The organism is Pseudomonas sp. GW821-FHT02C04, assembly GCF_059421845.1.
The window spans coordinates 449602-473619 of record NZ_JBWKVT010000004.1 but is presented as its reverse complement, the minus strand read 5'-3'; the positions used below and the strand labels follow the sequence as shown (position 1 = coordinate 473619).

The window sequence follows — 24018 nt, the reverse complement described above, 5'->3', positions numbered from 1 at the left end:
CGCGAAAGCGCATACCTAACCCCATCATTTAATTGGTTTCCAATGCCAAAGCGGCACACCAGGCCTCGCCACGCGAGCCCTGGGACAAAATAGTCAGCGAACGCCCGCTGTCTTGCGGGCTAATGGTAATGGTCAGGTCAGGCTTTGGCAAAAAGCCTGCACCTTTATCGGGCCACTCGATCAGGCACAGAGCGTCGTCTTCGAAATAGTCGCGAATGCCGAGAAACTCCAACTCTTCCGGATCGACCAGACGATACAGATCAAAGTGGAAGGCGCGGATGTCACCGATCTCGTAGGGTTCAACCAACGTGAAGGTCGGGCTTTTCACCGCACCGACGTGCCCCAGCCCGCGAATGATGCCCCGCGACAGCGTGGTTTTACCCATGCCGAGGTTGCCTTCGAGGAAGATCAGGCCATGCCCCCCGGTCACGCGGGCGATCCGTGCGCCAAAGTCGCTCATCGCCTGTTCATCGGCCAGGTACAGGGTTACTTCAGACACGGTGCATGCTCCTCCAACAACTGACGAATGGCTGGAATCAGATCACTGGCCGCCAGCCCACGGCCGAATTTACCTTGTTGCGCTCCGGCGTTGGCGTGCAGCCAGACCGCCAGGCACGCCGCGTCGAACGCATTCATGCCCTGAGCCAGCAACGCACCGACCAGACCGGCCAGCACATCGCCAAGGCCCGCAGTGGCCATGGCCGGGTGGCCTTGATGACACAACGCCAGACGCCCGTCGGGATGAGCGATCAGACTGCCGGCGCCCTTGAGCACCACCACCGCTGTATATTTTTTGCTCAATGCCAGTGCTGCCGCAGGACGATCGGCCTGCACCTCGGCGGTGCTGATCCCCAGCAAACGCGCCGCTTCACCCGGATGCGGTGTGATCACACAATCCTTGGGCAGAGTGACGAAACCGGAGGCCAATAGGTTCAACGCATCGGCATCCCACACCTGCGGCAGCGGCGCATTGGCGGCGGCCGACAGCAGTGCCCTGCCCCAACTCGCCTGTCCAAGCCCCGGGCCGACTACCAGCACGGACACCTTTTCCAGCAACCCCATCAGTTGATTGGCCGACGAAGTACCCAACGCCATGGCTTCCGGAACCCGGCTCAACGCCGCCGGAACATGCTCCGGACGGGTCGCCAGCGACACCATTCCAGCTCCGCTGCGCAACGCACTTTCGGTGCTGAGCAGAATCGCTCCGCCAAAGCCGTGATCGCCACCGATCAGCAGGACATGGCCAAAACGCCCCTTGTGCGCAGCCGGTGCCCGGGCTGGCAGACGCGGCAGATTACCGACATTGAGCCGGCGGGCGGCGACGGCAATGTCACTGTAGGTTTCGGCAGGCGCTTGCAGATCGTTAAACAGCAGGTCACCGACGTGATCCGCCGCGTCCCCGGTAAACAGGCCGAGCTTCAGCCCGATGAAAGTCACGGTGAGGTCGGCGTGCACCGCGCTGCCCAGCACATGCCCGGTATCGGCACACAAACCGGAAGGGATATCGACCGCCACCACCGGCAGGCCGCTGGCATTGATGGCTGCGATGGCAGATGCATACGGCTCACGCACCTCACCGCTCAGACCGGTGCCAAGCAGCGCGTCGACAAGAATTCCACGCAATTCACCGGAAGCAGTCCACGCCGCAATCGCAACGTCTTCGGCCACCGCTTCGGCATGCGCCAGGGCCGCATCGCCCTGCAAGCGTTGCGGATCGCCGACGGCCAGCACCTGCACCGCCCAACCCGCACGCCGGGCCAGCGCAGCCACCAGATAACCATCGCCGGCGTTGTTGCCGTGCCCGGCCAGCACGGTCAATTCGTTCGCCGAAGGCCATTGGCGCACCAGTGCGCGCCAGGTGGCATGGGCGGCATGCCGCATCAATTCGAAGCCCGGCGTGCCGGCGGCAATCAGCCGTGCGTCGAGTGCCCGCACTTGCGCGGCGCAGTACAGCGCGTCGGGTAATTGATCTTTAGTGTGCGGCATGCGTCTTCGGGCTCCGATGTCTGGCAGAATTATACGCACCTCAGCTCCGGTTTCTCTCGCCTCATGTCCGCCATCACCACAGATCTTCCCGCCCTCGCCCAATCCATCAAGGACTGGGGTCGCGAGCTGGGCTTCCAGCAAGTCGGCATCAGCGGTCTGGACCTGGCCGAGCACGAGCAGCATCTGCAACGCTGGCTCGAGGCCGGCTACCACGGCGAAATGGATTACATGGGCGCCCACGGCAGCAAACGCTCGCACCCCGAAGAGCTGGTGCCGGGCACATTGCGCGTGGTGTCCCTGCGCATGGACTACCTGCCGGGCGACACACAAATGGCGCAATTGCTGGCCAAACCGGAAAAGGCCTACATCTCGCGTTATGCCTTGGGCCGCGATTATCACAAATTGATCCGTAAACGCGTGCAACAACTGGCGGACAAGATTCAATCCGAAATCGGCCCGTTCGGCTTCCGCGCCTTCGTCGACAGCGCCCCGGTGCTGGAAAAAGCCATCGCCGAACAGGCCGGCCTGGGGTGGATCGGCAAAAACACCCTGGTGCTGAACCGCAAGGCCGGCAGTTACTTCTTTCTCAGCGAACTGTTCGTCGACCTGCCGTTGCCGGTGGACGAACCCCACAGCACCGAACACTGCGGGCGCTGCACCGCGTGCCTCGACATCTGCCCGACCAACGCTTTCGTCGGGCCGTATGTGCTGGATGCGCGACGCTGCATTTCCTACCTGACCATCGAACTGAAGAACGCCATCCCGGAAGACCTGCGACCGCTGATCGGCAACCGGGTGTTCGGCTGCGACGACTGCCAGATCTGCTGCCCGTGGAACCGCTTCGCCCGCCCGTCCGGCGAAAGCGATTTCAAGCCACGGCACAATCTGGACAACGCCGAACTGGCCGAGCTGTTTCTGTGGGATGAAGACAAGTTCCTCAGCAGCACCGAGGGTTCGCCACTGCGCCGCGCAGGATACGAACGCTGGTTGCGCAATCTGGCGGTAGGTCTGGGCAACGCACCGTCGAGCATTCCGGTGCTGGAAGCACTCAAGGCGCGGCGCGAATATCCGTCAGAGCTGGTGCGTGAGCATGTGGAGTGGGCGCTGAAACAGCACGCCGACCGTCAAGGCGCGTCGTTATAAACGAACTTCGGCATTTCCCAATGGAAGCGAATCGCCAACAGCCGCAATAGAAAGCCGCCGAACAACGTGATCAGGATCGCCTGCTCGCTCGGCACGTTCAGGAATAGGCAAAGCATGTAGCACCACGCCGCAGCGAACGAGACGCTGGCGTAGAGTTCGCGGCGGAAGATCAGCGGGATGTCGTTGCAGAAGATGTCGCGCAGGATGCCGCCGAACACCCCGGTGATCACACCGCTGACCGAGGCCACCAGCATGCCGTGGCCCATTTCCAGGGCGGTCATGCAGCCGATCAGGGTGAACGCCACCAGACCGACCGCATCGAGCACCAGAAACAGCGAGCGCAGATGGCGCATCCAGCGTGCCGTGAACACGGTGATCATCGCCGCGACCGTCGTCAGCACCAGGTATTCCGGGTGTTTGACCCAGGTCAGCGGGTAGTGCCCGAGCAGCACGTCGCGCACCGAACCGCCGCCCAATGCCGTGACGCAGGCGATCAGCACCACGCCGAACCAGTCCATGCCGCGGCGGCCCGCAGACAGGGCGCCGGTCATGGCTTCGGCAGTAATGGCGACGAGGTAGAGCATCAGCAACATGGTGGCGATCCTGGCAGGAAGGCGCGCAGTCTACTCACTTCGCCGGGGCACCAAAAGAGGGCGCCTCGGCGTGGGTCGCCGATCTCAGAACTTGATGAAATGCTTGCGGTAGTGCTGCAGCTCGGCGATGGATTCACGGATGTCGTCCAGTGCCAGGTGAGTACTGCCCTTCTTGAAGCTGTCGCGCACGTCCGGCGCCCAGCGCGCGGCCAGTTCCTTGAGCGTGGAAACGTCGAGGTTGCGATAGTGAAAGTAGCTTTCCAGCGACTTCATGTGGGTATAGAGGAAGCGGCGATCCTGGCAGATGCTGTTGCCACAGATCGGCGACTTGCCCTTCGGCACCCACTGTTCCAGAAAGGCGATGGTTTCGGCTTCAGCTTCGGCCATGCTCACGCGGCTTTCACGCACGCGCTGGGTCAGGCCTGAGTTGCCATGAGTGCGGGTGTTCCACTCATCCATGCGGGCCAGCACTTCGTCGCTGTGGTGGATGGCGATCACCGGACCTTCGGCCAGGGTGTTCAGGTCACTGTCAGTGACAATGGTGGCCATTTCGATGATGACGTCGTTTTCCGGATCCAGACCGGTCATTTCCAGGTCGATCCAGATCAGATTCTGCGGGTTTTGCATATTTCGGCTCCTAGGCAATGCTGCGCAGTTTAGCCTAGGCAGCCTGCCGGGCGTGCTAAACTCGCGGCCGTTTTACCTAATCGCTGCATTCTTCAGACGGAACACCCATGGCCAAACGCCAACTCAATCGTCGTCAAAACTGGCGCATCGAAAAGATTCAGGGCGAGCGCGCCGCCCGCGCCGCCAAACGCGAGTCCTCGGCTGTCGAGGCGCTCGAAGGCGGCGATCTGGGCCCGGAACAGCACGGTCTGGTGATCGCCCACTTCGGTGTGCAGGTCGAAGTCGAGGCCGTCGACGGCGAACTGGCCGGCCAGGTTTTCCGCTGCCACTTGCGGGCCAACCTGCCCGCACTGGTGACCGGCGATCAGGTGGTGTGGCGCGCCGGCAACCAGGGCATCGGCGTGATCGTCGCGCAACTGCCGCGCACCACCGAGCTGTGCCGTCCGGACAGCCGTGGCCAGCTCAAACCGGTGGCCGCCAACGTCGACATGATCGTGATCGTGTTCGCCCCGCTGCCCGAGCCCCATGCGAACCTGATCGACCGCTATCTGGTCGCGGCCGAGCACGCCGGCATCCGCCCGTTGCTGCTGCTGAACAAATTCGACCTGATCGACGAACAGAACGCCCCGGCGCTGAACGCGTTGTTGGCGGTGTACCGCACTCTGGGTTACCCGGTGCTGGAAGTGTCGGCGCACCACGGCAATGGCATGGAGCAATTGCAGAAGCAGCTCGACGGGCGCATCAGCGTGTTCGTCGGTCAGTCCGGTGTCGGCAAGTCATCCTTGGTCAACAGCCTGCTACCCGAGGTGGAAACCCGCGTCGGCCCGTTGTCCGAACTGTCCGGCCAGGGCACCCACACCACGACCACCGCGCGCCTGTTCCACTTCCCTGGTGGCGGTGAGCTGATCGACTCCCCGGGTATCCGCGAATTCGGCCTGGGCCACGTCAGCCGCGCCGACGTCGAAGCCGGTTTCATCGAGTTCGACGACCTGCTCGGCACCTGCCGCTTCCGCGACTGCAAGCACGACCGCGAGCCAGGATGCGCACTGCTCAAGGCCCTGGAAGATGGCCGCGTGCAGCAGCAGCGAATGAACAGCTACCGCTCGATCATCGCCAGCCTGCCGGAAAACGGTTACTAAACCACTGAGTAGCCAGACACAAAAAAGCCGCGATCATCTCGCGGCTTTTTTGTGGGTCACTGTTTCGGCGCGGGGGCCGGTGCAGTGGCGGGTGCAGCGGGTGCCGGGGCTGGTGTCGTGCTGCCCGGCGCGGTTGGCTTCGGCGCCGCGTCGTCGAACAGGTTCAGCCGTTCGCGCAGCTCGTGCGCAGGCACTGGCTGCTGATCCGCCGGCAAGGCGTTCGGGTCGACCGGCGTGGCCGGGGCCGCACCGTTCTGGCCTTGATCTGCCGGTTTCGACGGTTCGGTACCTTGCGAACCTTCGATGGCCGCCTGGGCCTTCTTGGTCAGCACCACGATGTCGATGCGGCGGTTGACCGGGTTGAACGGGTTTTCCTTGTCGAACAGCGCCGACGAGGCGTAACCCACCACCCGCGCCACTTGCCCGTCCGGATAGCTGCCCGCCACCAGCGCACGCCGGGCGGCGTTGGCACGGTTGGCCGAGAGTTCCCAGTTACCGAAATCACCGGTGCCGGTGTACGGCTTGGCATCGGTGTGGCCGCTGATGCTGATCTTGTTCGGCACCGCTTTGATGGTGTCGGCCATGGCCAGCAGGATGTCTTCGAAATACGGCTTCAGGCGTGCAGAACCGGAGTCGAACATCGGACGGTTTTCCGCGTCCATGATCTGGATGCGCAAGCCGTTCGGCGTGATCTCGAACAGGATCTGGTCCTTGAACTTCTGCAGCTGCGGGTTCTCGTCGACCTTGTTCTGCAGTTCTTGCAGCAACAGTTCCAGACGCTCCTTCTCGACCTGCTCGGCCATGCCTTCAACCTGTTCGGTGTCGACCGTGACCTTGTCCGGTTGCGGCTGCGACTTCACTTCAGGGTTGAGGGTATTTTCCGGTGCCAGGGTCGGCGTGCCGCCCAGATCGATGATGTACGGCGTGCCGCTCTCGGAGAAACCGACCGGGTCCTTGAAGTAACCGGCGATGGCGATCTTCTGTTCCGGGGTCGCGGTGGACAGCAGCCACAACACCAGGAAGAACGCCATCATCGCCGTCGCGAAGTCGGCGAAGGCGATCTTCCACGCCCCGCCGTGATGCCCGCCGGCGATGCGCTTGACGCGCTTGATGATTATCGGCTGGTTATTTTCCATGACTTAACGACCGCGAACGGCTTGTTCCAGCTCGGCAAAGCTTGGACGGTGAGCCGGGTACAGAACCTTGCGACCGAACTCGACAGCCAGCGATGGCGGCATGCCGGACGCCGAAGCCACCAGCGAGGCCTTGATGGCTTCGTAGACGTTCAGCTCTTCCTTGGCATCGTGTGCCAGGGAGTGCGCCAGCGGACCGAAGAAACCGTACGCCGCGAGAATACCGAAGAAGGTACCCACGAGTGCCGCACCTACGTGCAGACCGATGGACTTCTGATCGCCTTCACCCAACGAGGCCATGGTCACCACGATACCCAGTACCGCCGCGACGATACCGAAACCCGGCATGGCGTCGGCGATGCCGTTCACCGCGTGGGACGGATGCTCGAGGTCTTCCTTGAGGCTGTACAGTTCCATGTCGAACAAGCCTTCCAGCTCGTGCGGCGCCATGTTGCCGGACGACATGATGCGCAGGTAATCGCAGATGAACGCGGTCATGCGTTCGTCTTTCAATACCGCCGGGTACTTGGCGAAGATCGGGCTCGCAGCGGCATCTTCGATGTCGCCCTCGATGGCCATCATGCCTTCACGGCGGCTCTTGTTGAGGATCTCGTAGATCAGGCCCAGCACTTCCAGATAGAACGTGTGGCTGAAACGCGAGCTGAACATGCTCAGGGATTTCTTGAGCACGTGCATCGTCATGTAACCGGGGTTGGCCTGGAGGAATGCTCCAAGTGCCGCACCACCGATGATCATCACCTCGAAAGGCTGGATCAGGGCGGCAATCTTGCCGTGGGAGAGCACGTATCCGCCGAGCACGCTCGCGAATACGACGATGATGCCGATAATTTTAGCCATAGGTAGAAAGTACTTATTTAAGTCGGGTTCAAGGTCATATTCGGAAGTTAAAAAATCTCTTCTTCTACTTATCGGCAAAACTGCGCCAGACTATAGCCAGTTCAGGCGAAAAGCCAATTTAGCCCATGCCGGGCGCGTCTACAGTCAGTGAAGATCTCGTCCAGACATGGCTAATGAAACGAACGTCCCACACGTAAAACCCACCACACTCGATGGCTGGGTGAAGCTGCTCGACGGCGTACGCCTGCCGGTGCCGCAAGAAGCCCACGATCGTGTCTGCCGCGCCATCCGCGATAATCGCAGCTCGCTGCGCGACATCGCCGACCTGATGCAGGACAGCCCGGCGCTGGCGCTGAGCATCATTCGCGAAGCCAATCGCCACACCCAGGGCAGCATGACTGCACCGGCGGAAAACCTTGAGGTCGCGATCAATCGCCTTGGCCTCGCCCGCACCGAAGAACTGCTGGCTCGCCTGCCCGCCGAACCGCAGGCACAAATTCCCCAGGCCTTGCGCCAGATACAGATGATCAGCCAGCACGCCACGCAACAGGCCAACGGCTTTTTTGCCAGTCGCCTGGCGCGGCTGTGGCAGGACATTCATTGGGGCAGTCTGTTGTTTCTGTCGCCGCTGTGGCCGCTGGCACTGACCTTTCCCAAACTGCTCGAAGAGTGGGAAGTGCGGGTTATCCACAAGGGCGAATCGGCCCGCGACGTGGAAAAGCAATTGTTCGGCGTGCGCCTGCTGAAGATCGGTGAGGCGCTGGTCGAAGTCTGGCGATTGCCGATCTGGGTGCAGCAGGGCTATCGATTGCTGCTCACCGAGCAGCGCGAACTGGTCAAGGTTTTGCGCATCGCCCGCGATGTCGATCACCCGCTACGCCAGCAGAATCGCCTCGATGACGACCCGACCCTGCGCCACTGGCTCAATCAGCCGGCCAACACCGTGCTGCTGGCCAACGGTCTGGCGCTGTCGGCGCAACAGGCCTGGGACAGTCCGCACAGCGAGCGCTGGCAGTACCTGACCAGCCTCTATCTGCAAATCTCGATGGACGAGGTGCAACAACAGCTGCACCAGCAGGCCGCCAACAGCGCACGCCGGCATTCGATGCCGGATCTGTGGCACCCGGCGGTTTCCCTGCTGTGGCCGTGGGGCACCCATCGCCTGCCCGCCGGAATGCTGCCCGCCGCTGCACCCAATGCCGACGATCTCGCCAAGTGGCGCCGGCAATGTGCCGAACTGCTGGCCGAGCCGAGCCGATTCACCAACGCCATGCACTTGACCATTGCCGCTCGCGACGCGCTGGTGGCCAGCGGCATGCGCCGGGTGATGATCCTGATGGCCGACCGCACGCAGTCCAGTCTGCGCGTGCATCAGATTTCCGGCCTGCCGAAGGAAGCCGCTGCGCTCAACTTCGTCGTCAGTCAAAGCACCGTGTTGCAACGCTTGCTCGCGCAGCAGGCACAAGTGCGGATCACCCCGGACAACAACGCCCAGTTTTCCGCCCTGCTGCCGCCCTCGCTGCGCACGCTGTTCCGAGGCGAACACCTGTTCCTGCGCTCGCTGGTCCACAACGGCCGCGTCATCATGATCGTGGTGGCCGACCAAGGTGGCGGGCCGTTCGCCGACATCACCGTGCAAGCCTTCGGCAAAACCGCGCAGTGCATCGAGAAAGCCCTGCACAGCTTTAGCCAGCGCGGCCAATGACAGCTACAATCCTTCCCCTTTGTGCTCTGGAGACCTCACATGTCTGACTTCTCTGGCCTGGCGCTGGTGATCGAGCCGAGCGACCTGCTCCCTCGCCTCGAAGCCCGCAACCTGATTCTGGTGGATCTGACCAGTGCCGCCCGCTATGCCGAGGGTCACATTCCCGGCGCACGCTTCGTCGATCCGAAGCGCACCCAGCTGGGCCAGGCACCGGCTCCGGGCCTGTTGCCGACAAAAGAAAAACTCGAAGAGCTGTTTGGTGAACTGGGTCATCACAAGGACGCGGTCTATGTGGTCTATGACGACGAAGGCGGTGGCTGGGCCGGACGTTTCATCTGGCTGCTCGACGTGATCGGTCACGACAAGTACCACTACCTCGACGGCGGTCTGCCGGCGTGGCTGGCGGAAGGCTCGCCGATGTCGATCCAGATCCCTCCTGTCGTCGGCGGTCCGGTAGCCCTGACCCTGCACGACGAACCGACCGCCACCCGCGAATACCTGCAAAGCCGCCTCGGTGCCGCCGACCTGGCGATCTGGGATGCTCGCGGGCCACTGGAATACTCCGGCGAGAAAGTGCTGGCGGCCAAGGGTGGGCACATCCCCGGCGCAGTCAACTTCGAATGGACGGCAGGCATGGATCAGGCGCGTCAGCTGCGCATCCGCACCGACATGCCGCAGATCCTCGAAAGCCTCGGGATCACGAAAGACAAAGAAATCATTACTCACTGCCAGACCCATCACCGGTCCGGTTTCACTTATCTGGTGGCCAAGTCCCTCGGTTATCCGCGGGTCAAGGGCTACGCCGGTTCCTGGGGCGAATGGGGCAACCACCCCGACACCCCCGTCGAGCTTTAAGGATTTTTAAGGACAGTCATGAAAGAGCGTTTGTTTATCATCAGCCAGTACCTGCTGCCTCACCACTTGTTGTCGCGCCTGGCCGGCTGCATTGCCGAGTGCCGCGTGCGCTGGTTCAAGAATGCCTTCACCACCTGGTTCGCCAAGCGTTATCAGGTGGACATGTCGCTGGCGCTGGTTGAGGACGTGACCGCTTACGAGCACTTCAACGCCTTCTTCACCCGTGCGCTGAAAGACGGCGCCCGCCCGCTGGACGAGACACCGGGCGCGATCCTCAGCCCGGCCGACGGTGCGATCAGCCAGCTCGGCCCGATCGAACACGGTCGCATCTTCCAGGCCAAGGGCCACAGCTTCAGCGTGCTGGAACTACTGGGTGGCGACGCAGCCAATGCTGCGCCGTTCATGGGCGGCGAATTCGCCACCGTTTACCTGTCGCCGAAGGATTACCACCGCGTGCACATGCCGCTGGCCGGCACCCTGCGCGAAATGGTCTACATCCCGGGCCGGATCTTCTCGGTCAACAAGACCACCGCTGAAAACGTCCCTGAGCTGTTCGCCCGCAACGAGCGCGTAGCGTGCATCTTCGACACCGAGCGCGGGCCGATGGCCGTGGTGCTGGTGGGCGCAATGATCGTGGCGTCGATTGAAACCGTGTGGGCCGGCCTGGTCACACCGCCGAAGCGCGAACTGAAAACCTTCCGCTACGACGAAGCCGCCCGTGCGCCGATTCATCTGGAAAAAGGTGCGGAACTGGGTCGCTTCAAGCTGGGTTCGACCGCAATCGTGCTGTTTGGCCCGGATCAGGTGAAATGGGTTGAAGAAATGAAAGCCGGTTCGCCGGTACAGATGGGCCAGGCCTTGGCATTGCCGAACGCCTGAACCTGTTGATCCGCCCTTTCGCACGTCTGCGAAGGGGCGGACACGACCTGGGTGGCGCCGTTACTCTATCTGCCCACGGAAGCCGATCGGCCCTTCGTTGGCGTAGGTATTGGTGCCGCTGAGGTTTTTCCCGCCGTCACTCGACGTGACACTCAACGCGATAACGTTCTGGTTATCCCGCCCGCCGATCACCCATTTGCCACCTGGATGCCACGGGGCATCGTTGCCACCCCACTGGTTCTCGACGTTGTACTGGTTCTGGCCAGTGCGCTGAGCCTTGAAGCCAATAGGGCCTTCGCCGGCGTAGGTCATGGTGCCGGTGAAGCTTTTGCCGCCGTCGCCGGACTTGATCTCGATCGCGACGACTTTCTGGTTGTCCCGCGCGCCCAGTACCCAGGTTCCACCCGGATGCCAGGGTGCCGAATTACCGCCCCATTGATTTGCCACTGCGTATTTAGACATGAACCTCATCTCCTTGAAGTTTTTCAGAGACCTGCCCGACGTGTGCGGCAAGCCGTGCAACCGTGCGTTTCCGATCGCACGCCTGAGAGCCTAGTAGCGCCTACCGAAATGGCACCAAGCCAGCAGACCAACGGTAAAAAAGCCTGACAAACGCCTGCGAAACAAACCACAACTGCTAGAGTTTTGGGCATTGCCCTATTCGCCGCCGGAGCTGGTCACGGCATGAGTGAGCCACGATCCCAACCCCAACTGAGCGCCCCGACACCGACTCAGTTGCGCCTGTCGTTCTGTGAAGCGACCCCACGCGATCTCAAGCGCTGGATCGCCGGCCTGCCGAAAGCCAACATCGGCGAAACCGCGCGCCTGCTCTATCAGGGGCTTGGCGAACTCAATCAATTGCTGACGCCCAGCGACAATCGCCTGCAACTGCTCGAGCTGCTGCGGCCCGAGGTGTACTTCGTCTGCCAGCACCTTGAGCGGCACTTTCTGCATCAGGCGATCATGCTCGATGAACGTTCACGCAAGATCAGCAACCTGTGCCAGGCACTGCAAAGCCAACTGGCCATCGGTTACAAACAGATCGTTTTGCGGATCGCGCCCAAATACACAAAGGATCGGGCGACTCTGCTGAGCGAGGCGCTGCAACGCGCCGCCCATGCGCTGAAAGGGCAATTGGTGCGCGCCACGCAGTTGTACAGCCCGGCGCCGGAACAGCTGTGGTTTGAACTGCACCAATTGTTTCGCTGCGCCTGCGACTTGCAGCTGCAACACCGTCGGATTCGTGACGACCTGGCCAGCCTCGCCGGTGAACTGAGCGTCGAACAGACTTATATCGCCGCCCTGCTGCTGGGCAGCGCCCGTTGCAATCAACTGCGTCAGAACCCGATCGCCCAACTCGCGCAGGTGCTTGAACCGTGGAGCGCCTGGTTGAAACTGCATCCCGGTGCCTCGGGCGAAGGGCTGTTCGCGATTTCTGCGGAGATCGACGCCGGTCCGCGCTATCGCAGCAAATTTCGCAGCGAACAACAGCCGGGGCTGCTCGGCTTTGATCCGCAACCGCTGGTCGATGCCATCGAAGCCCACCTGCTGCATCAGGACACCTCGACGCCGCTGCCAGTACCGGCCGGTCTGACGCTCGACACCCTGCAACATCTGCACGCCACCTGGGGCGAAGCCGCCGAACGCAGCTTCCAGCGCACCGTCGGCCAGGGCAACCTGACCGTGTGCGTCGGCATGAGCGCCCTGCACTTCTATCTGGGTGGCGAACGCACGTTCAGCGAACTGCTCAAGCATCCTGGCTCGCGCGCCGCAAACTTCAGCCGCGCGGTGGCCCAAGGCGAAAAGGACAGCTGGAGCCAGGCATTCGACGCCGCGCCGCAGAGCAAGTCCGACGAGTTTTTGCCTTACGAAGAAATCCGCTACGAACCGCTGGCCGATGACGAGGGCGATGCTGACAGCCCGCCGCATTACCCGACCTATGCGTTGCCCGTCATCAACCACAGCCCCGGCGGTTACTGCCTGGCGTGGCCAAAAGAAGTGCCTGCCGAATTGCAGGCCGGGGAAATGGTCGGCATCCAGGACACCACGAATCAGGGCTGGAGCATTGCCGTGGTGCGCTGGATCCGCCAGGTACGCGGGGCGGGGACGCAAATGGGCATCGAACTGGTGGCGCCACACGCCCAACCCTGCGGCTTGCAACTGGTGCGCACGCGGGACGATCACAGCCATTACCTGCGGGGTTTGTTGTTGCCGGAAATCAGCGCCATCGACTTGCCCGCGACACTATTGGCGCCACGACTGCCGTTTCAGGAAGGCAGTAAAGTCATGATCAACACCCAGGGTGAAGAACACCGCGCCGGGCTGGATCGGCGGGTGGCGAGCACACACAGTTTCAATCAGTTTGCCTATCGCTCGCTGGAGGCCGCGCAGAATGGCGGGAGCGAGGAGGATTTCGACTCGTTGTGGAAATCCCTTTAAGCCAGGACCGCAGCCGAGGGCCGCGATCCTTTGCCTAGGTCAGAGCTGCCCGTCGCGATCCCGGAAGCCCAGCAGGTACAGCACGCCATCCAGCCCGAGGGTCGAGATCGCCTGTTTCGCCGACTGTTTGACCAGCGGCTTGGCGCGGAACGCCACGCCCAGACCGGCAATCGCCAGCATCGGCAGGTCGTTGGCGCCGTCACCCACCGCGATGGTCTGTTCCAGGCGCAAACCTTCTTTTTCAGCCAGCTGTTTCAGCAGATCCGCCTTGCGCTGAGCATCGACAATCGGCTCGATCGCTACGCCGGTGCACTTGCCGTCGACCACTTCCAGTTCGTTTGCGAACACGTAGTCGATGCCAAGTTTGGCCTGCAACTGCTTGGCGAAGTAGGTGAAGCCACCCGACAGGATGGCGGTCTTGTAACCCAGACGCTTGAGTTCGGCGAACAGGGTTTCGGCGCCTTCGGTCAGGCGCAGCGAGGCGCCAATCGAATCGAGCACGCTGACATCCAGGCCTTTCAGCAGCGCCAGACGCTCCTTGAAGCTGGCGCGGAAGTCCAGCTCGCCGGCCATCGCCCGCTCGGTGATTTCCGACACCTGGTCGCCAACGCCGGCCGCTTTGGCCAGTTCGTCGATGACTTCGGCTTCGATCAGGGTCGAGTCCATGTCGAACACCGCCAGACGACGGTTGCGACGGAACAGCGAATCTTCCTGGAAGGCGATGTCGACGTTCAATTCCTGAGCCACGCTGAGGAATTCGGCGCGCAGGGCCTGCGGATCGGCCGCTTCGCCACGCACGGAGAACTCGATGCAGCCCTTGCCCTTGTCAGCCGGGGTGTCCAGTGGCATGCGACCCGACAGACGGTCGATATGGTCGATGTTCAGGCCGTATTTGGCAGTGATCGAGCTCACGGCCTGCAACTGGCCAGCGGTGACCTTGCGGGTCAGCAGGGTAACGATATGGCGTTTCTTGCCCTGATTGCCCACCCATTGCTGGTAATCCTCTTCGGACACCGGGGTGAAGCGCACCTGCTGGTCGAGCTCATAGCCCTTGAACAGGATGTCCTTGAGCACCGACTTGCCTTGTTCGGAGTCGGGAATTTCCACGAGGATGCCGAACGACAGCATGTCGTGGATCACCGCCTGACCGATATCGAGGATGTTCACACCACCCTGAGCCAGAACACCGGTAATGGCCGCCGTCAGACCGGGACGGTCGACTCCCGTGATGTTAATCAGGACGATTTCGCGCAACGCGCACCCCCGCAACTGGAAAAAAACCGCATTCTACCCACTTTCAGTGACCATCGGGCACCGCCAGCGCTTTGCCGGTCTAGGGCCTGTCGCTATACTGCGCGTCAACTTCACGGACAAAAGAGCCGAGCTCAGTGAACCGGCCCACGCCAGTTAAAACCGATAACTTCTTTCTGCTGATCTTCCGTGCACTGCGCCACCGCCGTGTACCGATTGCATTGCGCATTGCCAGCCATAACGTGATCCTGGTCGCCCTGGCCCTGGTGATCTATGCCTGCGTGATGGGCTTGCAGTTCAAGCAGGCCATGCACGAGCAGGCCGATGCGCTGGGCGAAAGCCTGACCACGCAGACCGCCACCTCCGCGACCGAGCTGCTGGTGTCCAACGACATCCTCAGCCTCAACGTGCTGCTCAACAACCTGACCAAGAACAAGCTGGTGGCCCACGCCGCCATCTACAGCGTGGACAACCGCATCCTCGCCGAGTCCGGTCAGCGGCCCAAGCACAGCCTGCTGGGCGAAGCCGAGGGCATGTACGAGAGCAAGATCACCTTCCAGGACGTAACCGCCGGGCAACTGCGCATCAGCCTGGACATGGACCAGTTCCAGCAGCCGATGACCATCAGCCTGCAAAGCATGGGCATCCTGAGTGCGATCCTGCTGGCACTGTCCCTGGCCCTGAGCCTGCGCCTTGGCCGGCACATTTCCACGCCGCTGCTGCAATTGCGTGTGTGGCTGCGCCGGATCGACGAATACACGCCGGGGATCGAACGTCAGGACGAGATTGGCGATCTGGCCCGTCAACTGCACGCCAGCTACGCTCCGGAGCCGACCATTCCCGAGCCTGAGCCGGAACCCGAGTTCGAGGACGACGACGTCGAGCCGGAGTTCGAAGTGCGCAACCTGCGCGATCCGAGTTTTGACGAGAGCCGCCCGATGGCCGCGCAGAAGCCTGCGCCCCGCCATGTGGTCAGCACCGTTGAAGACGACGATGACGAAGACCCGTTTGCCGATCTGCGTGACGAATCGCTGAACGAACCCGCGCAACCTGCCGTTCGCAAGCCAACCCCGAGCGTGCCGCAACACACGGCGGTGCTGGCGGTGCAACTGGGTTCGCAAGAACAATTGCGCCGCTTGCCACGGGCACGCCTGGAAGAGTTGCAGGATCGTTATCGCGACTGCCTGGAGCAGGCCGCTTCGCTGTATCAGGGTGAAATCGAAACCCTGAACGACGGCAGCACGCTGATGCTGTTCCACACCGAAGACAGCGGCGACGATTACCTGACCAACGCCATCTGCTGTGGCGAGTTGCTGCGAGCGCTGGGCCACCAGTTGCAGATCGAAGTCGCCGACAGCGGCATCACCCTGCAATTGCAGCTGGGCCTGACCCTCGGCGACGAACTGTTCGGCCTGAGCCAGATCGACCTGCTGCTGACCGACTCCGCCCAAGACGCTTTGGCGCTGTCGCAACACAGCCGCAACCTGTTGCTGGTGGAGCGCAAGATCGGTGACGACGCGCTGATTCGCCAGCGTGCGAGGATCCGGCCGATTGCCAGCCCTGAGGGGGCTTGCTGTGTGGAGCGATTGATGGAGCCTTATCCGTCGATGCTTGAGCGGCAATTGGCGCGGATGCATGAGCGCCGGGCCTGAAGCCTTGATGTAAAGAAGCCCGCAGATGATCGCTCGTCTGCGGGCTTTTTTGTGCGGGGTGTTTTCGTGATTGCGCCAGACTTTGGAGCCCCCTCACCCTAGCCCTCTCCCAAAGGGAGAGGGGACCGATTGGGGGATATTCGAGCGATACACCGACTTGAACGCTCGGCTGTGGATCCGTAATCGACACGATTTCTCAGGTCGATGGATAACGCCAGACACCTCGGTCAGTCCCCTCTCCCTTTGGGCGGTCCGACGTTTCGGGAGGGCTAGGGTGAGGGGCTTTTCCAGCCGAGTACCAAAGCATGATCCACCAACGCCCAGAAACAACAAAGCCCGCACAAGGCGGGCTCTGTCTTGACTCGTTCAAGCCTTAGAAGCGAAACACTTCCATATCCGTACGAATCGGCGAAGCCATCGGTATCTTCGGCTGCTTCTCGGCTTCCGCCGCCGGTGCTGCCGGTTTCGGTGCCGACTTACGCGGCGCCTCAGCGACCGGTGGCTGATTGGCCAACGGTTTGAGCGCTACCGACAACTGCTCGGCCAGACGCTGCAATAACACACCTTGCGCCTGCACCTGCGCGGCAGTGGTGCCGGCATGCTGCTCCTGCAGATGAACAATACGGTTATCCCGTACCTGACCACGACGGTCGATCAAACGCCATTGCGCGTCGAGGATCGCCGGTTGCGACTGACCCGAATCCAGACGCGTGATGGTCAACAGCACCTGCACATCCGGGGTGAACCCCAGAGTGGCCGGCGCCAATACCACACGCTGGCTGTCCAGGCGGCCGGCGACCTGACGCAACAGTAACTGATCAATGTCCGAAGACAGGCTGCCGGCCCAACGACCGTCGATCGATGCCTGCAGGCTGCCGTCCGGCTGACGCTGCAACAGGGTTTCACGTTGCAGGTAGTCGGCAACTACCACAGGGCCCAGCAAAACTGCCATGCCCGCGCTTTGCGCAGGCTGAGCCGGACTTCCGCTGTCCAGCTGATACAGCGACACCGGCTGGTGTACGCTGCAACCCGCCAGGCCAAGAACGCCGGCGAGCAGGAAAATAAGGGGGCGCAGAGAAGTCATCATCCCGTCCAGGTGGTCGCCACAAGGCTGACCACAGTGAAAATACTCAAAAAATATGAAGAACGCTCGGCCACGCCGGCGCTTGGAAAGGCCATATCATCCGTGAATATGCGTTCCGACTCCAGCGCCAAAGCGCCGATCTACGGGTTAAATCGAAGATCGGACGCTCTAGAGAGGCGTTCTCACTCATTTTCTCCGCCGGAGAAATAAGCGCGAATGCCCCCTGGCCGCTTAATTGAGGTTTTCGACGAGCAGCGCATCCACTCGCTGGAAGCCCCGCGGCAGTTTATTGCCACGGCGACCACGCTCACCCTTGTAGTGTTCGAGGTCGTCGGCTTTCAGCGACAAGGTACGTTTTCCGGCCTGCAGCACCAGCGTGGCGCCTTCCGGAAGAACGGCGATGTCCGTGACATATTCTTCGCGACTGGCCACGCGTTCACCGGAAATGCCGATGATCTTGTTGCCTTTGCCCTTCCCTAATTGTGGCAGATCGCTGATTTTGAAGATCAGCAGGCGACCCTCGGTCGTCACCGAAGCCAGCCAGTTCTGCTCGCGATCGGCCACTGGGCGCGGCGCGATCACCTTGGCATTGTTCGGCAGGCTCAACAGGGCCTTGCCGGCCTTGTTCTTGGCTTGCAGGTCTTCACCCTTGACCACGAAACCGTAGCCGGCGTCAGAGGCGATCACGTACAGCGCATCGTCTTCCGGCATCAGCACGCATTCGAACGTGGCGCCAGGCGGTGGCGTCAGACGGCCGGTCAACGGCTCGCCCTGGCCCCGTGCCGACGGCAAGGTGTGCGCGGCCACAGAGTAACTGCGACCGGTGGAGTCGATGACCACGGCTGACTGGTTGGAGCGCCCCGCCGCCGAGGTCTTGAAGCCGTCGCCGGCCTTGTACGACAGGCCGGTGGCGTCGATCTCGTGGCCCTTGGCCGAACGAATCCAGCCTTTTTCCGACAGCACAACGGTCACTTTCTCGTTCGGCAGCAGATCGTGCTCGGTCAGCGCCTTGGCTTCCGTGCGCTCGACGATTGGCGACCGACGGTCATCGCCGTAGGTTTCGGCGTCTTTCAACAGCTCGGTACGAACCAGTTTTTTCAGCTTGGCTTCGCTGCCCAGCAGGGCTTGCAGCTTGGCCTGCTCCTTGAGCAATTCGTCCTGCTCGTCGCGCAACTTCATCTCTTCCAGTCGCGCCAACTGACGCAGACGGGTATCGAGGATGTAGTCGGCCTGGATTTCGCTGAGGGCAAAACGCTCGATCAGCTTGGCTTTCGGGTGCTCCTCGGTGCGGATGATGTGGATCACTTCATCCAGGTTGAGGTAAGCGATCAGCAAACCGTCCAACAGGTGCAGGCGACGCTCGACCTTGTCGAGGCGGAACTGCAGGCGGCGACGCACGGTCAGCACGCGGAATTCCAGCCACTCCACCAGCAACGCCCGGAGGTTTTTCAGCTGCGGCTTGCCGTCCAGACCGATGATGTTGACGTTGACCCGGTAGGTCGACTCCAGCTCGGTGCTGGCGAACAAATGCTGCATCAGCGCTTCGTGATCGACGCGGCTGTTGACCGGGATAATCACGATGCGGCACGGGTTCTCGTGGTCGGACTCGTCACGCAGGTCGGCGATCTGCGGCGCTTTCGACGGTTTGGCCTGCATCAGCGCGGCGATCTGTTCCAGCACCTTGGCCCCGGAGACCTGGTGCGGCAGCGCGGTGACGATGATGTCGCCGTCCTCGACGTGGTACACGGCACGCATGCGCACCGAACCCTTGCCGGTTTCGTACATTTTCAGCAGGTCGGCACGCGGGGTGATGATTTCCGCTTCGGTCGGGTAATCCGGGCCCTGAATGTGTTCACAGAGCTGTTCGACCGTGGCTTTCGGCTCATCGAGCAGACGCACGCACGCCGTGGCGACTTCGCGCAGGTTGTGCGGCGGCACGTCGGTGGCCATGCCCACGGCAATACCAGTGGTGCCGTTGAGCAGGATGTTCGGAAGACGCGCAGGGAGAACCAGCGGTTCCTGCAGGGTGCCGTCGAAGTTCGGGCCCCAGTCTGCGGTGCCCTGGCCCAGTTCGCTGAGCAGCACTTCGGAGTAACGCGACAGGCGCGCTTCGGTGTATCGCATGGCGGCGAAGGATTTCGGATCGTCCGGCGCACCCCAGTTACCCTGGCCGTCCACCAGCGTGTAGCGATAGCTGAACGGCTGGGCCATCAGCACCATCGCTTCGTAGCACGCCGAGTCGCCGTGCGGGTGGAACTTGCCGAGCACGTCACCGACGGTACGCGCCGACTTCTTGTGCTTGGAATCGGCGTCCAGCCCCAGCTCGCTCATGGCGTAGACGATACGCCGCTGTACCGGTTTCAGACCGTCGCCGATATGCGGCAGGGCACGGTCCATGATCACGTACATGGAGTAGTTGAGGTAGGCATTTTCGGTGAAGTCAGCCAGCGACCGGCGTTCTACGCCATCTAAGCTGTCTGCAAGGTTGTCGCTCATGCGGGCCTCATCGGTTCGTTGTCTGGCGCAGCAGCATGGTGCCGCCGCGCTGAGTAAATTCAAGTTTGTTCAGGGCGCTCATGCCGAGCAGCACCTGATCACCATGCAGACCGGGCGCCACCAGTGCGCGGACGTCCCGCAGCACGATGTCGCCCAGTTGCAGGCGGTCGATACGGGTGCGATAGCCCTGGCTCAGGCCGTTGGCCGTGCTCAGGGTCACACCGAAACCTTCTTCCAGCTTCAGGCTTTTCGCCACCTCCGCCGGGATTGCCACGTCGGTCGCGCCGGTGTCGAGCATGAACTCCACCGGCCGACCGTTGATCAGGCCGCTGACGACAAAATGCCCTTGGGCGTTGCCGATCAGCTTCACTTCGATATAGCCATTGCCCTGCTGCGAAGTCACCTCTGCATTGGGATTACGCTGGCGCTCTTCCCACTGGCCGAAAAACCGCGTGGCCAGAAACAGCGCCGCGCACCAGGCCAGAATCATCAGCACCCGACCGGCGCGTTTGCCCGGCGGTTGCTGACTCACGGCTTGGCGCTCCAGCCACCCTCAGGTGCGGCGAAACGCCAGACGATCGGGCGGACCTCGCCATCGGCGCGAGGACCAAAATTATTGTCGACACCGATCCAGGCGCCTTGAGCATCGACGACCAGCGCCTCTTCCAGCCCGAAGTTCTGCGCGTAACGACGATTGCCCTGTAACAGCTCGGCCGCGTACGACCAGCAAAGCTCGACCTTGGCCGTCTGCGGATCGCGGCGACAGATCTGGTAGGCGTTGCGCTCAAGGGTAAACAGTTTGCCGTTGAACAATGACAGGTCGGAAAAATCCCGATTGACCGGTCTGGCCTTGGGAAACTGCTGCGGCTGCATTTCCATCCCGCCTTCGCTCAGCAGCACGCAGCGACCGTCACAGTCCCACACTGTCTGTTGGCGCTTGATCAGCAACAGGCCACGGCTTTGTCGTTCGGCGGCCAGCCACATCTGATCGCCCGCCGGATTGATCGCCAGGCCTTCGAAAATCGCATTGAATTGCAGCAGCAGGCCACTGGCCCGCGCTTCGCGCACCATCATCGGCGAAATTTTCAGCCACGACGACGGCCCCTGCGGCGGCACTTGCAGTACGGCTGCATGGCCTTCGCTGACAATGTAGCGATTGCCGGCGCTGTCGCAGGTGATCCCTTCGAAATCCAGATCACCGCCGCGAACGAACGACGCCGCCCAGGTCCGCGACTTGATGCCCCACGGCAAGCCGCTGTCGGGTACTGGCGGCGGATCGATGCGCACGGCAGTCGCCTGCCAGACGGGATCGCGAGTATCGAGACGGTAGATCTGATCATCATCGCGATCTGACACCGTCCACAGCTCGTTGCCACACAGGGCCAGCCCCGACAGATTGCCGCCGCGCATACCTTCGACCGGGTGTTCGGCGAGCACGCGCAGCTCTTGCACGGGCTCTGCCGACACCGTCATCGAACCCAGCAGCAACGCACCCGCCAAGGCCCAGCCAAACCGCATCAGGCCAGCACCTCGGCGAGGTTGCCCTTGGATTCGAGCCAGGTCTTGCGGTCGCCGGCGCGTTTCTTCGCCAGCAGCATGTCCATCATTTCCGAGGTCTCGGCGAAGTCTTCCCCGAGGGTCAACTGCACCAGACGCCGGGTGTTCGGGTCCATGGTGGTTTCACGCAGCTGCGGCGGGTTCATTTCACCCAGACCTTTGAATCGGGTGACCTGCGGTTTGCCGCGTTTCTTCTCGGCTACCAGACGGTCGAGGATCCCGTCGCGCTCGGCGTCATCCAGGGCGTAGAAAATCTCTTTGCCCAGGTCGATACGGTACAGCGGCGGCATCGCGACGTAGACGTGACCGGCATCCACCAAAGGGCGGAAATGCTGGACGAACAAGGCGCACAACAACGTGGCAATGTGCAGACCGTCGGAGTCGGCGTCGGCGAGGATGCAGATCTTGCCGTAGCGCAGCTGGCTCATGTCCTCGGCGCCCGGATCGACACCGATGGCCACGGCGATGTTGTGCACTTCCTGGCTGGCCAGCACTTCACTGCCGTCGACTTCCCAGGTGTTGAGGATCTTGCCGCGCAACGGCAGGATCGCCTGGAATTCCTTGTCCCGCGCCTGCTTGGCCGAACCGCCGGCGGAATCACCTTCCACCAGAAACAGTTCGGAGCGCATCGGGTCCTGCCCGGCGCAATCCGCCAGTTTGCCCGGCAGTGCCGGCCCTTGGGTGATGCGCTTGCGCTCGACTTTCTTGCTGGCTTTCAGGCGACGGCCGGCGTTGCTGATTGCCAGCTCCGCCAACGCCAGACCGGTTTCCGGGTTGGCGTTAAGCCACAGGCTGAACGCATCCTTGACCACACCGGAGACAAACGCCGCCGCTTCACGGGACGACAGACGCTCCTTGGTCTGGCCGGAGAATTGCGGTTCCTGCATCTTCATCGACAGCACGAAAGCAATGCGCTCCCAAACGTCTTCCGGCGCCAGCTTCACGCCGCGCGGCAGCAGGCTGCGGAATTCGCAGAACTCGCGCATCGCGTCGAGCAGGCCCTGACGCAGACCGTTGACGTGGGTGCCGCCCTGCTCCGTCGGGATCAGGTTGACGTAGCTTTCAGTGACCGAGGTGCCGCCTTCCGGCAACCACAACAGCGCCCACTCGACCGCTTCCTTGGTGCCGGCCAGGTTGCCGCAGAACGGCGCGTCCGGCAGGCGCTCGAATTCGCTGACCGCGTCTACCAGGTAGGAACGCAGGCCGTCTTCGTAATGCCACTCGACCTTTTCGCCGGTGCCTTTGTCTTCGAAGCTGATCAGCAGACCCGGGCACAGCACGGCCTTGGCCTTGAGCACGTGCTTGAGGCGGCTGATGGAGAATTTTGGCGAATCGAAGTATTTCGGGTCCGGCGCGAAGTACACGCTGGTCCCGGTATTGCGCTTGCCGACGGTGCCGATCACCTGAAGATCGGTGGCCTTGTAGCCGTCGGCGAAGGTCATCTCGTATTCGTTGCCGTCACGCTTGACCCGCACCCGCACCTGGGTCGACAAAGCGTTGACCACAGAAATACCTACCCCGTGCAGACCGCCGGAGAACTGGTAGTTCTTGTTGGAAAACTTGCCGCCCGCATGGAGCTTGGTGAGGATCAGCTCAACGCCCGACACACCCTCTTCCGGGTGGATGTCGACCGGCATGCCGCGACCGTCATCGCAGACTTCCAGCGAGTGGTCGGCGTGGAGGATGACCTGGATCGATTTGGCGTGGCCGGCCAGGGCTTCGTCGACGCTGTTGTCGATGACTTCCTGGGCAAGGTGGTTCGGCCGACTGGTGTCGGTGTACATGCCGGGGCGTTTGCGCACCGGGTCGAGGCCCGAGAGGACTTCGATGGCGTCGGCGTTATAGGAGCTAGCGCTGGGAGTGGCCATAAGGTCTCGTCGTCAGTGTTCGGTGAATAAGGAATTAATGGGGCAACCGCTCACAGCGCGGTGAAATCGATTGCCTGAAACAAATCGGCGCCAATGCCGGCAAAACTCAGCAACGCCGGCAATTGCCCGGCAAACCCCTGAAAACTATGGTCGCCGCCGGCCTGGATGCGCAAGGCACAGGCCCGGTAATACTGCTGGGCATGGCGATAGTCCAGCGTTTCGTCCCCGGTCTGCAACCACACCTGATACCGCTGCGAATCCTGCGGCGCCGGCACTTCCAGTTCGGCCAGGGCCGTCACATGGTCGTGGGTCAATTCCCAGGTTTCGTCGGTGTACAGGTTTTTCTGCGTCCCCAGGTATCCGTCGAACATCCGGTGCGGACTGACGGCCGGGTTGACCAGCAGGGCTTTCAGGCCATGGCGCTCGGCCAGGTGAGTCGCATAGTAGCCGCCGAGCGAGCTTCCCACCAGCAACGGCCGGCCGAGTTCGGCGATTGCCTGCTCCAGCTGACCGATGGCTTCGCGCGGGTGGTGATGCAGCGCCGGGACACGCAGTTGATCGCTCAAACCCAGCCGCTCCATCACCTCGACCAGCTGACAGGCCTTCTTCGAGGCCGGCGCGCTGTTGAAACCGTGGATATAGAGGATCGAACCGGACATTTGAGCTCCCTGGGTGTCGGCTAAAGAAAGCGGAGTTTACAGGGAGTCGGGGGGTGTTGGGCCAGCACCCGAGGAAATCAGCGCCGCGCCCCTG

The 24018-nt window shown here is 62.2% G+C and carries 21 protein-coding genes; 7 read left to right on the top strand and 14 right to left on the bottom strand.

The window, feature by feature from the left end:
• Positions 1–28: 28 nt before the first annotated feature.
• A complete protein-coding gene (gene tsaE, locus AC07VV_RS17780) occupies positions 29–499 on the bottom strand; it encodes a tRNA (adenosine(37)-N6)-threonylcarbamoyltransferase complex ATPase subunit type 1 TsaE (RefSeq protein WP_096819821.1) in 471 nt (156 codons plus the stop codon).
• Positions 487–1986, bottom strand: a complete 1500-nt coding sequence (locus AC07VV_RS17775; protein ID WP_495036964.1) for an NAD(P)H-hydrate dehydratase — start codon at positions 1984–1986, stop codon at positions 487–489. The genes tsaE and AC07VV_RS17775 overlap by 13 nt, the downstream gene beginning before the upstream one ends.
• 63 nt (positions 1987–2049) lie before the next feature.
• Here AC07VV_RS17775 and queG point away from each other — a divergent pair, with 63 nt between their 5' ends.
• Positions 2050–3129, top strand: a complete 1080-nt coding sequence (gene queG, locus AC07VV_RS17770) for a tRNA epoxyqueuosine(34) reductase QueG (RefSeq protein WP_096819954.1) — start codon at positions 2050–2052, stop codon at positions 3127–3129.
• Here queG and AC07VV_RS17765 read toward each other — a convergent pair.
• Entirely contained in the window at positions 3111–3722 is a 612-nt protein-coding gene (locus AC07VV_RS17765; protein WP_096819823.1) for a trimeric intracellular cation channel family protein, read from the bottom strand. The two genes, queG and AC07VV_RS17765, sit on opposite strands and share 19 nt — an antisense overlap.
• Before the next feature lie 84 nt (positions 3723–3806).
• A complete protein-coding gene (orn, locus tag AC07VV_RS17760) occupies positions 3807–4349 on the bottom strand; it encodes an oligoribonuclease (RefSeq protein WP_085608493.1) in 543 nt (180 codons plus the stop codon).
• A 107-nt stretch (positions 4350–4456) separates the two neighbouring features.
• Here orn and rsgA point away from each other — a divergent pair, with 107 nt between their 5' ends.
• Positions 4457–5488 (top strand): small ribosomal subunit biogenesis GTPase RsgA, encoded by a 1032-nt coding sequence (rsgA, locus tag AC07VV_RS17755; protein WP_102620136.1) that lies wholly within the window; start codon positions 4457–4459, stop codon positions 5486–5488.
• Positions 5489–5544: 56 nt separating this feature from the next.
• On the opposite strand, the gene motB is transcribed toward rsgA, so the two are convergent.
• Positions 5545–6624, bottom strand: coding sequence for a flagellar motor protein MotB (gene motB, locus AC07VV_RS17750; protein ID WP_495036963.1), 1080 nt, complete (start codon positions 6622–6624; stop codon positions 5545–5547).
• A 3-nt stretch (positions 6625–6627) separates the two neighbouring features.
• Positions 6628–7479, bottom strand: a complete 852-nt coding sequence (gene motA / locus AC07VV_RS17745; RefSeq protein WP_007952169.1) for a flagellar motor stator protein MotA — start codon at positions 7477–7479, stop codon at positions 6628–6630.
• A 166-nt stretch (positions 7480–7645) separates the two neighbouring features.
• Between motA and AC07VV_RS17740 the strand changes: the two genes are divergently transcribed.
• The 3 genes from AC07VV_RS17740 to asd are packed head-to-tail and all read left to right on the top strand — an operon-like array spanning position 7646 to position 10918.
• Positions 7646–9184 (top strand): HDOD domain-containing protein, encoded by a 1539-nt coding sequence (locus AC07VV_RS17740; protein ID WP_102620139.1) that lies wholly within the window; start codon positions 7646–7648, stop codon positions 9182–9184.
• Positions 9185–9223: 39 nt separating this feature from the next.
• Complete coding sequence (locus AC07VV_RS17735; RefSeq protein WP_102620140.1) at positions 9224–10039, top strand: rhodanese-like domain-containing protein; 816 nt, start codon at positions 9224–9226, stop codon at positions 10037–10039.
• An 18-nt stretch (positions 10040–10057) separates the two neighbouring features.
• Positions 10058–10918 (top strand): archaetidylserine decarboxylase, encoded by an 861-nt coding sequence (gene asd, locus AC07VV_RS17730; protein WP_096819830.1) that lies wholly within the window; start codon positions 10058–10060, stop codon positions 10916–10918.
• Between the two features lie 60 nt (positions 10919–10978).
• Here the strand turns inward: asd and AC07VV_RS17725 are convergent, their stop codons facing one another.
• Positions 10979–11380, bottom strand: coding sequence for a lectin OAA family protein (locus AC07VV_RS17725; RefSeq protein ID WP_096819831.1), 402 nt, complete (start codon positions 11378–11380; stop codon positions 10979–10981).
• A 222-nt stretch (positions 11381–11602) separates the two neighbouring features.
• On the opposite strand from AC07VV_RS17725, the gene AC07VV_RS17720 reads away from it, so the two are divergent.
• Positions 11603–13357 carry a cyclic-di-GMP receptor FimW-related protein gene (locus tag AC07VV_RS17720; protein WP_495036962.1) on the top strand — a complete coding sequence of 585 codons (1755 nt, stop codon included), beginning with the start codon at positions 11603–11605 and terminating at the stop codon, positions 13355–13357.
• Between the two features lie 39 nt (positions 13358–13396).
• On the opposite strand, the gene serB is transcribed toward AC07VV_RS17720, so the two are convergent.
• On the bottom strand, positions 13397–14611 hold the full coding sequence (gene serB / locus AC07VV_RS17715; protein WP_007952163.1) for a phosphoserine phosphatase SerB: 1215 nt from the start codon (positions 14609–14611) through the stop codon (positions 13397–13399).
• Positions 14612–14745: 134 nt separating this feature from the next.
• On the opposite strand from serB, the gene AC07VV_RS17710 reads away from it, so the two are divergent.
• Entirely contained in the window at positions 14746–16260 is a 1515-nt protein-coding gene (locus tag AC07VV_RS17710) for an AhpA/YtjB family protein (RefSeq protein WP_495036961.1), read from the top strand.
• A gap of 373 nt (positions 16261–16633) precedes the next feature.
• On the opposite strand, the gene AC07VV_RS17705 is transcribed toward AC07VV_RS17710, so the two are convergent.
• From AC07VV_RS17705 to AC07VV_RS17680, 6 genes are all read right to left on the bottom strand, one after another.
• Positions 16634–17344, bottom strand: a complete 711-nt coding sequence (locus AC07VV_RS17705; protein ID WP_495036960.1) for a PqiC family protein — start codon at positions 17342–17344, stop codon at positions 16634–16636.
• Between the two features lie 231 nt (positions 17345–17575).
• Positions 17576–19840, bottom strand: coding sequence for a DNA topoisomerase IV subunit A (parC, locus tag AC07VV_RS17700; protein WP_096819836.1), 2265 nt, complete (start codon positions 19838–19840; stop codon positions 17576–17578).
• Positions 19841–19847: 7 nt separating this feature from the next.
• Positions 19848–20372, bottom strand: coding sequence for a retropepsin-like aspartic protease family protein (locus AC07VV_RS17695; RefSeq protein ID WP_457382954.1), 525 nt, complete (start codon positions 20370–20372; stop codon positions 19848–19850).
• A complete protein-coding gene (locus AC07VV_RS17690) occupies positions 20369–21358 on the bottom strand; it encodes an esterase-like activity of phytase family protein (RefSeq protein ID WP_495036959.1) in 990 nt (329 codons plus the stop codon). Before AC07VV_RS17690 ends, AC07VV_RS17695 begins: the two co-directional genes overlap by 4 nt.
• Positions 21358–23265: a DNA topoisomerase IV subunit B gene (gene parE, locus AC07VV_RS17685; protein ID WP_096819839.1), complete on the bottom strand. Its 1908-nt coding sequence runs from the start codon at positions 23263–23265 to the stop codon at positions 21358–21360. The genes AC07VV_RS17690 and parE overlap by 1 nt, the downstream gene beginning before the upstream one ends.
• A 50-nt stretch (positions 23266–23315) precedes the next feature.
• On the bottom strand, positions 23316–23924 hold the full coding sequence (locus AC07VV_RS17680) for a YqiA/YcfP family alpha/beta fold hydrolase (protein WP_085711138.1): 609 nt from the start codon (positions 23922–23924) through the stop codon (positions 23316–23318).
• Positions 23925–24018: the final 94 nt, after the last annotated feature.

Coding starts and splice junctions, on each gene's coding strand:
- AC07VV_RS17740 (WP_102620139.1), top strand. CDS start 7,646: ATGGCTAATGAAACGAACGTCCCACACGTAAAACCCACCACACTCGAT.
- motA (WP_007952169.1), bottom strand. CDS start 7,479: ATGGCTAAAATTATCGGCATCATCGTCGTATTCGCGAGCGTGCTCGGC.
- AC07VV_RS17690 (WP_495036959.1), bottom strand. CDS start 21,358: ATGCGGTTTGGCTGGGCCTTGGCGGGTGCGTTGCTGCTGGGTTCGATG.
- AC07VV_RS17735 (WP_102620140.1), top strand. CDS start 9,224: ATGTCTGACTTCTCTGGCCTGGCGCTGGTGATCGAGCCGAGCGACCTG.
- motB (WP_495036963.1), bottom strand. CDS start 6,624: ATGGAAAATAACCAGCCGATAATCATCAAGCGCGTCAAGCGCATCGCC.
- AC07VV_RS17720 (WP_495036962.1), top strand. CDS start 11,603: ATGAGTGAGCCACGATCCCAACCCCAACTGAGCGCCCCGACACCGACT.
- orn (WP_085608493.1), bottom strand. CDS start 4,349: ATGCAAAACCCGCAGAATCTGATCTGGATCGACCTGGAAATGACCGGT.
- rsgA (WP_102620136.1), top strand. CDS start 4,457: ATGGCCAAACGCCAACTCAATCGTCGTCAAAACTGGCGCATCGAAAAG.
- parE (WP_096819839.1), bottom strand. CDS start 23,265: ATGGCCACTCCCAGCGCTAGCTCCTATAACGCCGACGCCATCGAAGTC.
- AC07VV_RS17705 (WP_495036960.1), bottom strand. CDS start 17,344: ATGACTTCTCTGCGCCCCCTTATTTTCCTGCTCGCCGGCGTTCTTGGC.
- asd (WP_096819830.1), top strand. CDS start 10,058: ATGAAAGAGCGTTTGTTTATCATCAGCCAGTACCTGCTGCCTCACCAC.
- AC07VV_RS17725 (WP_096819831.1), bottom strand. CDS start 11,380: ATGTCTAAATACGCAGTGGCAAATCAATGGGGCGGTAATTCGGCACCC.
- AC07VV_RS17775 (WP_495036964.1), bottom strand. CDS start 1,986: ATGCCGCACACTAAAGATCAATTACCCGACGCGCTGTACTGCGCCGCG.
- AC07VV_RS17680 (WP_085711138.1), bottom strand. CDS start 23,924: ATGTCCGGTTCGATCCTCTATATCCACGGTTTCAACAGCGCGCCGGCC.
- AC07VV_RS17765 (WP_096819823.1), bottom strand. CDS start 3,722: ATGTTGCTGATGCTCTACCTCGTCGCCATTACTGCCGAAGCCATGACC.
- queG (WP_096819954.1), top strand. CDS start 2,050: ATGTCCGCCATCACCACAGATCTTCCCGCCCTCGCCCAATCCATCAAG.
- parC (WP_096819836.1), bottom strand. CDS start 19,840: ATGAGCGACAACCTTGCAGACAGCTTAGATGGCGTAGAACGCCGGTCG.